This window comes from Pedobacter sp. 10L46_2 (assembly GCF_056395165.1).
On sequence record NZ_JBFTIZ010000136.1, the window covers coordinates 1 to 10,119 of the forward strand.

Annotated in this window: 9 protein-coding genes; 1 reads left to right on the forward strand and 8 read right to left on the reverse strand. The window is 38.4% G+C overall.

All coding sequences use genetic code 11. The annotated features are described in order from the left end of the window. The 8 genes from AC1DDX_RS15475 to AC1DDX_RS15510 form a co-directional block, all read right to left on the reverse strand. Positions 1–587, reverse strand: a 587-nt coding sequence (locus AC1DDX_RS15475) for a LytR/AlgR family response regulator transcription factor (RefSeq protein WP_477622235.1), incomplete at its 3' end; no start/stop codon positions are given. Beyond that, entirely contained in the window at positions 562–1,473 is a 912-nt protein-coding gene (locus AC1DDX_RS15480; RefSeq protein ID WP_172663737.1) for a sensor histidine kinase, read from the reverse strand. The genes AC1DDX_RS15475 and AC1DDX_RS15480, both read right to left, overlap by 26 nt. Before the next feature lie 314 nt (positions 1,474–1,787). Beyond that, positions 1,788–2,777, reverse strand: a complete 990-nt coding sequence (locus tag AC1DDX_RS15485) for a PorP/SprF family type IX secretion system membrane protein (protein WP_216854519.1) — start codon at positions 2,775–2,777, stop codon at positions 1,788–1,790. Next, entirely contained in the window at positions 2,774–3,724 is a 951-nt protein-coding gene (locus tag AC1DDX_RS15490) for a T9SS type B sorting domain-containing protein (RefSeq protein ID WP_172663736.1), read from the reverse strand. Before AC1DDX_RS15490 ends, AC1DDX_RS15485 begins: the two co-directional genes overlap by 4 nt. A 24-nt stretch (positions 3,725–3,748) precedes the next feature. Beyond that, positions 3,749–4,462: a hypothetical protein gene (locus AC1DDX_RS15495; protein ID WP_216854518.1), complete on the reverse strand. Its 714-nt coding sequence runs from the start codon at positions 4,460–4,462 to the stop codon at positions 3,749–3,751. 35 nt (positions 4,463–4,497) lie between these two features. Then, positions 4,498–6,663, reverse strand: coding sequence for an Ig-like domain-containing protein (locus AC1DDX_RS15500; RefSeq protein ID WP_477622236.1), 2,166 nt, complete (start codon positions 6,661–6,663; stop codon positions 4,498–4,500). A 680-nt stretch (positions 6,664–7,343) separates the two neighbouring features. Further along, entirely contained in the window at positions 7,344–7,667 is a 324-nt protein-coding gene (locus AC1DDX_RS15505; protein ID WP_337715105.1) for a DUF6266 family protein, read from the reverse strand. 259 nt (positions 7,668–7,926) lie between these two features. Further along, positions 7,927–8,403 carry a MepB family protein gene (locus tag AC1DDX_RS15510; RefSeq protein WP_216854517.1) on the reverse strand — a complete coding sequence of 159 codons (477 nt, stop codon included), beginning with the start codon at positions 8,401–8,403 and terminating at the stop codon, positions 7,927–7,929. Between the two features lie 235 nt (positions 8,404–8,638). Here AC1DDX_RS15510 and AC1DDX_RS15515 point away from each other — a divergent pair, with 235 nt between their 5' ends. Continuing rightward, entirely contained in the window at positions 8,639–9,958 is a 1,320-nt protein-coding gene (locus AC1DDX_RS15515; RefSeq protein ID WP_172663732.1) for an OmpA family protein, read from the forward strand. Positions 9,959–10,119 lie beyond the last annotated feature (161 nt).

Sequence of the window (10,119 nt, forward strand, 5' to 3'; positions counted from 1 at the left end):
CCACAAATACGTTCCAGCTCTTCCATTTTCTTGCTAACCGCATACGTTTTGTCGTCAAAAGTAAACAAGCAGGTTTCTTCATGTTTAATATAAAACAGAGCAATGTGTTCCATTTTTACAGGAATGATCTTGTCTTTATGGGTAACTAAAATAGAAAATGTTTTCTGCACAGGTTTGTTTGCAAACAGATCTAAAATAGAATCATAAGAAACCGCCGAAGTGGTAAATTCCTTGCGTAAGGTTTGATATTTTTTTAGCGCCTGTTCAACTGTTGATGAAACGATTGGTTTCAATATATAATCTATACCTGTTGTGCGAAAAGCGTTGAATGCATATTCATCATAAGCGGTACAAAAAATGATAGGAGCTGTAACCTCAACAGCTTTAAATATGTCGAAACTTAATCCATCACCAAGTTGAATGTCACTAAAGATAAGATCAGGCATGCCATGCGTTCTAAAATAATGCAGTGATTCCTTTACCGATCTTAGGCTTGCAACAATTTGAGCATTAGGTTGTAATCTGATGATTAGATCAGCAAGATCCTCAGCTGTTATTTGTTCATCTTCTATAATTACAATCTTCATGTTTTAATATTTTTAAGCTAACAGAAAAGGTAAGTCCATCATCTCTGATATCAATCTCATCACCAGATAACAGGTTATATCTTTCTGCAAGATTAGCCAAACCACTACCGGTAGAATGTTCCAGGTTCGACTTAAGCTGGATGTTATTAGTTACACTGATCCAGTTGCCATTTTGTTTGATATTTATATTCAGCGGAGCAGCATCCGTTAGTTCATTATGCTTAATCACATTCTCCAGAAGCGGTTGAAGCGAAAAAACCGGAAGTACTAATCCTGAGCTTTCTTTCTCTTGTATGTCTAAATTAAAACTCAGGGCCTCACCAAACCTTACTTTTTGCATCTCCAGGTAATCTGCACATAATTTCAGCTCATCATTCAGTGATGCTATTCCGCTTTTGTTGCCCGATATGGAGACACGTAAGAAGTCAGACAAACGGAGTAAATAATCCTCAGCTTTATCGGGACTTCTTTTAATTAGAGATTTTAATATGTTGAGGGCATTAAACAGAAAATGCGGATGTATTTGCTGAAGTAATAATTCATTAGCCGCCTGAGACCTTGCTGCAATTAAACGTGAGTTCTCCAATTGTACCTGGTTATTAGAATCTTGTACAATAATGAAGTTTTGGAGTAGCAAAACAATACCATTGATAAAGAATCCCTGTAAACTGAGGTACAGATAAATTACATTACCTCTAACCCTAAATGGTTCGTGTTGTTCTATAATACCGCGAAAAGTAAGGTATTGCCCAAGCCAGTAAATACATATAATTATTACCGCACTCATCACAAAACTTGCCAGGTAAAACTTTTTGGTGCTTTTGCTTATCGGAGGCGATTTCTCATCGCCAAAAACCACTAACAGACGAATGTTAGATAAGCACATTAACGTGAGCAGCAGTTGGAAAAATAAACATTTTACCAGAGAGCCATACAGTTCCCCTTCTTGAATAAAAGAAGAAAGAAATAAAAACAAACTGACGGCTGTAGTAAAACAGCAGCTTATTTTTATTAAATTTTTAAGAGGAAGTTTCGTTTTCATTTAGTACAAATATATTCATGATTAACGAAGAACTTTTATTTTATCACAAAGCTCGCAAAGTTCACATGAAATTATGTGCTTACAAAAATGAAGGGTTTGGCATTTGAATTAAAGATGTTTAGTGCTCAAACGGACAAAATAATACCTGAATAGTCCTTTTAAAAATCATAACATCTGGATGATCTGATTTTTCGCATATTTCTGGGGCCTAAATAAATGCCTACTGAAAACTCATGACTGCCATAGTTGTAGTACTGAAGTTTGTTTAGAGAATAGTCGTAAGAATAGCCGACTCTTAGGTTGTCTGTAGCAAAGAGTTCGAACATCATGCCCAGCGCATTCTTTTTAGTGAGGTCTTTTTGCAGGAATTTTTTGTTGTACAAAGGAACCGTGGTTCTATAAAAACCACCTATCCATACCTTTTCATTGAGTAGGAGGAAGGCGTTAACATCCAAAGAAGTAGGACCCTTTATGTCGTCTTTTAATAAAATAACAGGTTTTAACGCCCATCCGTAAGTAATGGGTATTAAAGCGCCTGCAGTTAAAAATATGTGCGGCTGCGGAACAGGAACAAGAAGATTGTTGCTATAGTTTTTTGCAGCCCAGCTTGCTATCAGGTTACTTGCCGAAAGTCCGGCGAAATATTTTTCATTAGAGTAGTAAATACCAGCCCTTGCATCAGGGAAAAATCTGGTTTGCATTCCAGTAGGGATAACCTCATCATCGGGATCTATGCTGGTTAATTTATCTCCATCAAGGCCAAGTTGCATTACACCTGCTGCCAAACCAAAAGAGAGTCTGGAATTTTCATCATAACCCAGTTGAATTTTATAGGCATAGTTTGCATATGCAGAAAGGTTTTTTTGCGCACCGATCTTATCGTTTGAAGCGATGAATCCAAGACCAACATTTCCGTCGTCAATAGCACCATCTACAGCTACTGAAACTGTTGTTGGTGCACCTCTTACGCCTACCCATTGTGCACGATAAAAAGCCTGTATGTATAGTTCTTTTTTATATCCTGTATAAGCAGGATTAATATGGATTGTATTGAAAATGTACTGTGTAAACTGACTGTCTTGCTGTGCACTTGAGCTACACACAATTCCAATAGATGCTAAAAACAGAAGTATGATTCTTTTCATCATTGTTTGCCCCTTAATAAAGTGATATAGCCTTTATAGATTTCCCATTTGGTGCCTATTTTTAGTCTTAGTACATAGAAATAAGTACCTTCATTAAGCCCTCGTCCGGTCCATTCATTATTGTAGCCTTTTTTGAAGTATACAGTTCCTCCCCATCTGTTTAGGATGGTGATTTCATTTTCAAACGCTTGTACACCTGGTATTTCAAAGGTTTCATTTTTATTATCTCCGTTTGGCGTAAACACGTTTGGTATAATAATACCTGCTACCGAAGTACTGGCAGTGGAAACGTTATTAGCCATATTTGGATCTGACTGATCAGCCGAGACCTTTGCCGTGTTGTAAATAACACCGGCTTTAAGAGCTTTAGTTTTTATCCTTAAATCTGCAGATTCGCCATTTTGCAGGCTATCAATTTCCCAAAGCACAGTCCTGGTTGCAAAGCTATACCTTGCATTACTACCGGCAGTAGGGGTTAGTTGCTGAAATTCGACCTCGGGAGGTAGCTCATCTGTAACCTTAATGTTGGTTGCCTTATCGGTCCCATTGTTTTTTACATTAATGGTGTAATCGAATGAGTCGTTAAGTGTTAAAGCCCTGTTTTCTGATGTTTTGGTAACCATCATATCAGCTTTGAGAATAATAGGAGGAGTTGTTCCGCCTACAACGATGACAGCCTCTGAAATATCGGAAGCACAGCCTTCGGTGTTATAAGATATTACAGTGTATGTTCCAGAAACAAATACTGTAAATTCCTGGCCAATAGCGCCACTTACAATTTGATTGTCTTTAAGCCATTGATAGGTTGATGCGTTAACAGAATTTGCCCGCAACTTTAAAGAAGCCCCCTGCGGGAGATTCACCGTTTGCGGACCAGAAGATTGCGCAAAGCATGCCGTTGCACTGAGCAACAGCATACTTGACACAAAACTTATTTTTCTGTTAGACATAAAGCTCTGACCTTAATATTTAAATTATGGTGCTGTAATAGTAACTGTAGGTTGACCAGGAGTTTGAGTTACTGTGACTGTTTGAGTTGTTGTAGCTGTAACCTCGCAACCTGTACCTAGAAGTGTATTCGTAAACGTTGTTGCTTGTTTATATTTTACCTTTCCTGTAATTACATAGACACCTGGAGTAGTTGTTGTTAGTGTAAACTTTCCAGTAGCTTGGTCAATAGTACCAACGGTACTCCCATCTACAGTTGTGGTTCCATTATTAACGCTATAAGTATATTCTAAAACTAGATCTGATCCGCTTACTGGAGATAATGCAGCTCCTGTTTGAGTGATATCAGAAGAATTAACCGTGTTGTTGGATTGGCAATAGGCAGGAACAGAAGGTGCGTTTAATGAAAATGCCAATGGAGGGAGTATGATTATTGTGTTGCTTACAGGATCGGAAGAACATTGCCCTGAGGCTGCATCTGTCTGCGAAACTAGTATCACTTCGTAACTTCCTGGATCTGTAAACGAAGTTGGTGCGGTGGCAGAGGGATAACCAGCGAATTGAGTTCCATCTTTCTTGACATCCCACAAAGCTGAAGTTCCTGCTGGTAAATTTGTTACACCTAAATTTAGGGTTGTTCCAGAGCAAGTATAAAATGTCGCTGCCATTGCAGATGTTGAAGTGATTAAAAATGAAGCTAATAAGAAGCTCATTTTTAAAAATGTAATTTTTGTTTTCATGTCTTTTTGATTTTAAGTTTTACGTTAATTGTTTATTAATTAGAAGTTATGTTTACTTGTGGAAGAGGTGGTTTAGGGTGTATGATCATGTTAAAAGTTACAGGGGGGCTTATACAACCATTCGCATTTTTAACACTTATTGTCCCAGCATAAGTAGTTACATTTGTTGTTGTGGGAACAATAATGCTTATATTAGAAGCTGGTAAGGGAGTATCAGATGATACATTCACAAAACCATCTGTTATTGCTGCGGAATCCCAATTGATGCTGTAGCTGGTTGGACTATATGTAGATGTGTAAGTTAATGTTGCGTTTGTTATTCCTTTACAAGCAGTTGGATTTGTGATTACAATAATGACTGGTGATTGGTTGATCATTAAACTTATTGGATATGAATTAGTACAATTGCTTGTTGTATTCCGGATACTAAAAGTTCCTGTATATGTACCAACAGGTGCATTTGAAGGGATACTCAATTGAATTGGACTCGTAGGAAGATCAGCTCCGCTAACATTGGTTAAACTTGTTGTATTCCAAATGATGTCATATTTAAGACTACCGGAAGAAACAGCAGTATAAGGTAAGGTGGCTGCTGTAGTCCCTTTACATATGGCTGGAATATTTCCTAAAGATATTGTTGGGAGTGGAGATACATCAACAGTGAAAGAAGTTGAATTGCTACAATGTGTAGTTGTATTGGTAATAGTATATGTGATGCTAGCTGTTCCAACAGAAACACCTTTTACAAATCCAGTACCATCAACAGTGGCTACTGAAGAGTTATTAGTACTCCAAACACCTGGATCTTCACTCGTATTGGTAAATGTATAACCAACACCCACGCAAATATTTGCGTTACCAATAATTGCAGAAACAGTTGGGAGAGGATTTACGGTAACGATTATTGGAACTCTTTCTGATTCAGCATTACAATTTGTTCTTGCGGTTGCCACATAGTAGGTTTTGGTTGCTGTAAGTGATGGAGTAGGCGTATAAGTATTGGTGTTGGCTAATAATGTTGTTGAAGTTAAAGAATCATACCACCGCAATTCATTTCCTGAATCTGGCGCATCAGGTTTAAGCGTTACGGATGTTCCTGAACAAATTATTACAGCAGGGGTTGAACCGGGGGCTGTAAAAGTTGGTTTTGGAGGGGTTATCTGTACCTCATATAGGTTTAGACTTGTTGCTAGGTTTAAGAGGGAACTTGCTGAGAGCTCTACACGGTCAAATGCTGATGGAGGGGCAATGGAAATTGTGGTTTTTCCACCTGAATTCAATAATGTTAATAGATCGGTTCCAAGCAATAATCCACTGAATGAAGTATTACTGACCAGCGTTGCTCCGTTGTAGGTGTTGATATTTATGTAGCCCAGTACACCAGCAGATATGACAGCCGGAGGAATGGAAAGGGTTAATGTGGCTACGCTGCCCGTAGGTGAGGGTTGGGAAAAATAAACAGTCTGGTACAATGTTGTTCCCACACCTAAACCATTTGAAAACAAGGAGAAGGTATTCAGGTTTCCATCAATGGCATTTGTTTCGTTGCTAATTGCAGAGCCCAGATCAAGTATTGTAGTTTTTCTGATAGCTGTATAAACGGGTGGATTGCAATTTGGATCAAGGATATAAGCGTAGTAAATATTTGTTGAATTTGTGGAGATCCCACCTAGTAGAGCACCAGCAGAAGTGGTGGATGTAATTCTTATGCTGTTACAATCTGCTGGAGTAATAAATACATATTCATTTGTACCTTTTAGCGGTAGGGATGAAAATGACTGTGCACTGCCAAGGGCAGTAATACCATTATAAGCCTGTACCTGAACTCCGCTTAAAGTTCCAGCTGTTAGTTTAATTATTATGGACGTGCCGGTTTTTGGTAAAATGGCCCCTGAGAAATTTAAATTGATGTATGCAGAGGATGTTCCCCCGGTGCTTCCCAACAGTCCCCCTCCCTGACCACTTATGGGAGCTAGTGTAGCAAAATTGGTCAGGTCGGCATCGTTAATATTGCTGTGGCCAGTTATGGTGAAAGAGCCGATAACTCCATTACTCCCCCCGAAGCCACCGTTTCCCCCTGCCCCTGCACTTCCACCTGTATTGGTTGGTGGGGGACCTACATAAGTTGCATAAATGTTCGAAGTCTGCCCCTTCACCTCGCCCCCAAAAACCATCAACATCACTGTTAACAGTAATCCCAAAAGTTGAACATATGAGCGACAAGCTTTCAAGGTTATGAGCGGTAAATTAGTTTAATCTATACTATCAGTGAATAATTTTTAGGACAAAAAATTACCTTGATGTATGGTATAGCAAACTTATTACAGTTCTTTCAATGATTTTTGTTCATTATATTCAGTTTTAGTTTCGTTTAGGTTACTATTTAACGGAGGGAAATGGAAGTCAGTGAGAGGTTTTTGTTCTTAAATTATTGTAATACAGTTTGTTTTGAATAAGTTTTGATTTTGTTCATTTTATTCAATATTCGAGCATAAACAAAGTGCTATGCACTTGCATATTCTGTTGAGGAATTTTCTTCCTAAAGTATACTAGGGGAAGTGAGTTTTCGTTCAAAAACCCAAATCCGCATATCAACACAAATAGGGGGCTTTATTACGATTCTTGAATAACAACGAAAACTGTCTTTTTCTTAATCGACAGTTAATGTGAGGAGTGGATTGTGTGTTTTACTAGACGTAGTGGCAATCTGTCCAGCAATACTCCTCAAGGGCTCTCCAAAACTTTAGTATCTCTTTGTCAAAAAAATCCACAAATTTACTTGCTGATAAATGGTTTATGCGATATGGATGCCTTGTTGCTATGTAACTACAGCAACTTTTAATGCTTTTTGCGCCCATCATATATAGCGAAATAGAGAGCGTTACCCCACCGTTATCTCGCCTACATACAAACTATCGCCCTGCAACTTTCCATTGGCCGAGGCAAAGCTGATATAGCAATGCACCGTATCGCCCAGATGATCTGCAGGCATTTGCATTACAAAGTTTTGCGCATACCTATTCACTTTGCCCTGCGAAATAACTGCCCTTTCCTTTTCTGGATTGTACACCAGAAAACTCGCCAGATCGGTAAATTGGCAATATGTTGACTGTTTTTGTGGCAGCCAGGTAAAAGTAATCTTCCCTTCGGCTGATGAGATCTGTATACCATCGGGAGTAACTACATGCCCTCTGCTATATACCAACTTAGGTTAGTTGAGCAAAAAATGCTCGCCTTGCTTAATAAAAGGATGGTCTGAGTTGTATTTATAAGCCGCATTTACAGGTGTGTTGTTTTTTACAAAAGCCTTAAAACCAGTGTTTATCAGCTTGTCGATCTTTGACAACGTGAGGGTAATGAGTTCAGACCACTGTGTATGATTATTATGTATGGAACTTTGGGGATGTAGTAAACCATGAGATAATCATTTTAAAACTATGTCGCCTACTAGGACTCTGATCTATTTACGTCAAGTTTTGGACGAAATACTTTATTTGCCAGCTTTGAGTTTTTTGAGCCTGTTTATTTGTTGGTTTGTCCCAGGGCGGATAAACTCTGATTCCTCGTTTCCCGTTTTTATTCTTGCTTGTGATAATTCCCTGCCCAATAAGAATGGATTTTGGAAAAACAAATAGTCCAAAATTATGCTCAGTTTTTGAGCTGATTACCATAAAATCTATCTCGTCTGTTTCTTCAAAAGGCTGGGTTAAACCTTGTTCATTTCTTCTCCAAATAGCAACAAATTGACCTACTTTTTTAGGGGTAACTTTAGAGACTCTAAATTCAATAGTTTTTCCTGGTAGTTTAAAATTGCGTGCCCCGTAGTCTGCACTTTCTCTTGAACTGATTGTCCTAAGTTCAGCACCATATTTGGCATACAGTTCTTTTCCTGTTTCATAAAACTCTTCATGAAAAATTTTTGACGTAGTGTGCTCCTCCAAAATAAATTTATTATTCTACAAATCTAAACTTCTATCATGAATAATTGTTGTAGGAGACAAGATGTTATGAACTACACCTAAGTGGTTTTCTATTAGGCTATTAGATTTGTATTTATAACAGCTTAATCTTAGATTTAATAAACGTGTAGGTACGTTCTGTTTTTTTATGTACCATTGGAGATTAAAGGAGCGGGTGTTTGTTTTTATTTTAGAATACTAACTTAAAACTATAAACATGAATTTAATTGAAATGATAAAGAATGAAATAGGCAGTGATGCGATTTCTTCTTTAAGTCAGAAAGCTGGCGTAACCGAAGATCAGGTTCAAACAGGGTTTTCAGCAGGTATCCCAGCTATTCTAGCGGGCATCCTGAAAAATGGAGCCAGCGGTGATACAGGCTTTCTAGGCAATATCTTATCCGGTGTTACCGGTTCCGGCAGTAACCCTGCAGATTTATTAAATGATGATCAGGATTCTTTATTGGAGAAAGGCAAATCTTTGCTTGGTGGCTTATTTGGTGGCGATACAGGAGCAGTAACGGATGCGGTTTCCTCTTCAAGTGGTTTAAGTGGTGCAAAAGCTACAGGTTTGCTGGCCATGATTGTTCCATTAATTACAGGTTATATTTCTAAGTTAATGGCCAGTAAAGGATGGAATATCTCCGATTTATTAGGTAAGATCTTTGAAAGCAAATCGGCTATCGCTGCTGCACTACCAAGTGGTTTAAGTGATTCTTTAGGTTTGGCTAGTATTAATATCCCAAAAGTTGATATTCCAAAGGTTGAGATTCCTGCTGATGTAAAAATACCAAAAACAAACTATGTTACTCCTATGGAACAGCCTAAAGCGGGTGGTAGCTTTTTAAAATGGTTAATACCGTTGCTTGTTATTTTGCTAGGTGCCTGGTGGATTATGGGTAAATCTGGATGCAACAAAACAGAAATGACCACTGTTACAGATTCTTTATCGGCCAATATTGATTCGGCAGGTGCCACAATGGATTCTGCTGCCGGAGCGGTGAAAGCGGGCGCGGATGCCGCGGTATCTACTGTTGCAGGTAAATTGAACGAGGCAGGAGATTTTGTTAAGGATCTGGGTGCTAAAATTAGCAAGAAATTGCCAGATGGTACTGAACTTAGCATTGCTGAGAATTCTGTAGAGAATAGCCTTATTTCATTTATTGAGGATAAGAATAAACCTGTTGATAAAACAACCTGGTTTACATTTGATAGGTTGTATTTTGAGACTGGAAAGAGTACGCTAAAAGCAGAATCTCAGGAGCAATTGAAAAATATAGCTGCCATTTTAAAAGCTTATCCAAATGTGCAGCTAAAAATGGGTGGTTATACTGATAATATAGGCGATGCCGCTGTAAATCAGAAGATATCTAATGAAAGAGCGAATACTGCAATGCAGGCGTTGATTAAACTAGGTGTAGATGCCAAGCGTTTATCTGCCGAAGGTTATGGTCAGGATCATCCGATAGCGAGCAATGATACTCCAGAAGGCAGGGCTCAAAATCGTCGAATTGATGTGCGTGTAACGCAAAAATAATTCGTCATCTCCTTTGATTAACCAAAGGAGATGTCGAAAAGCGGAGTGAGAAGGCTTTAATAAAAAGACCCGATTGAATTTTCAAGGGCACTGAAAAAGTGGCTCGAAAATAACCGAGAGAAATAAAATTATGAAATAATTGAATTTGACCCTCTCAGGGT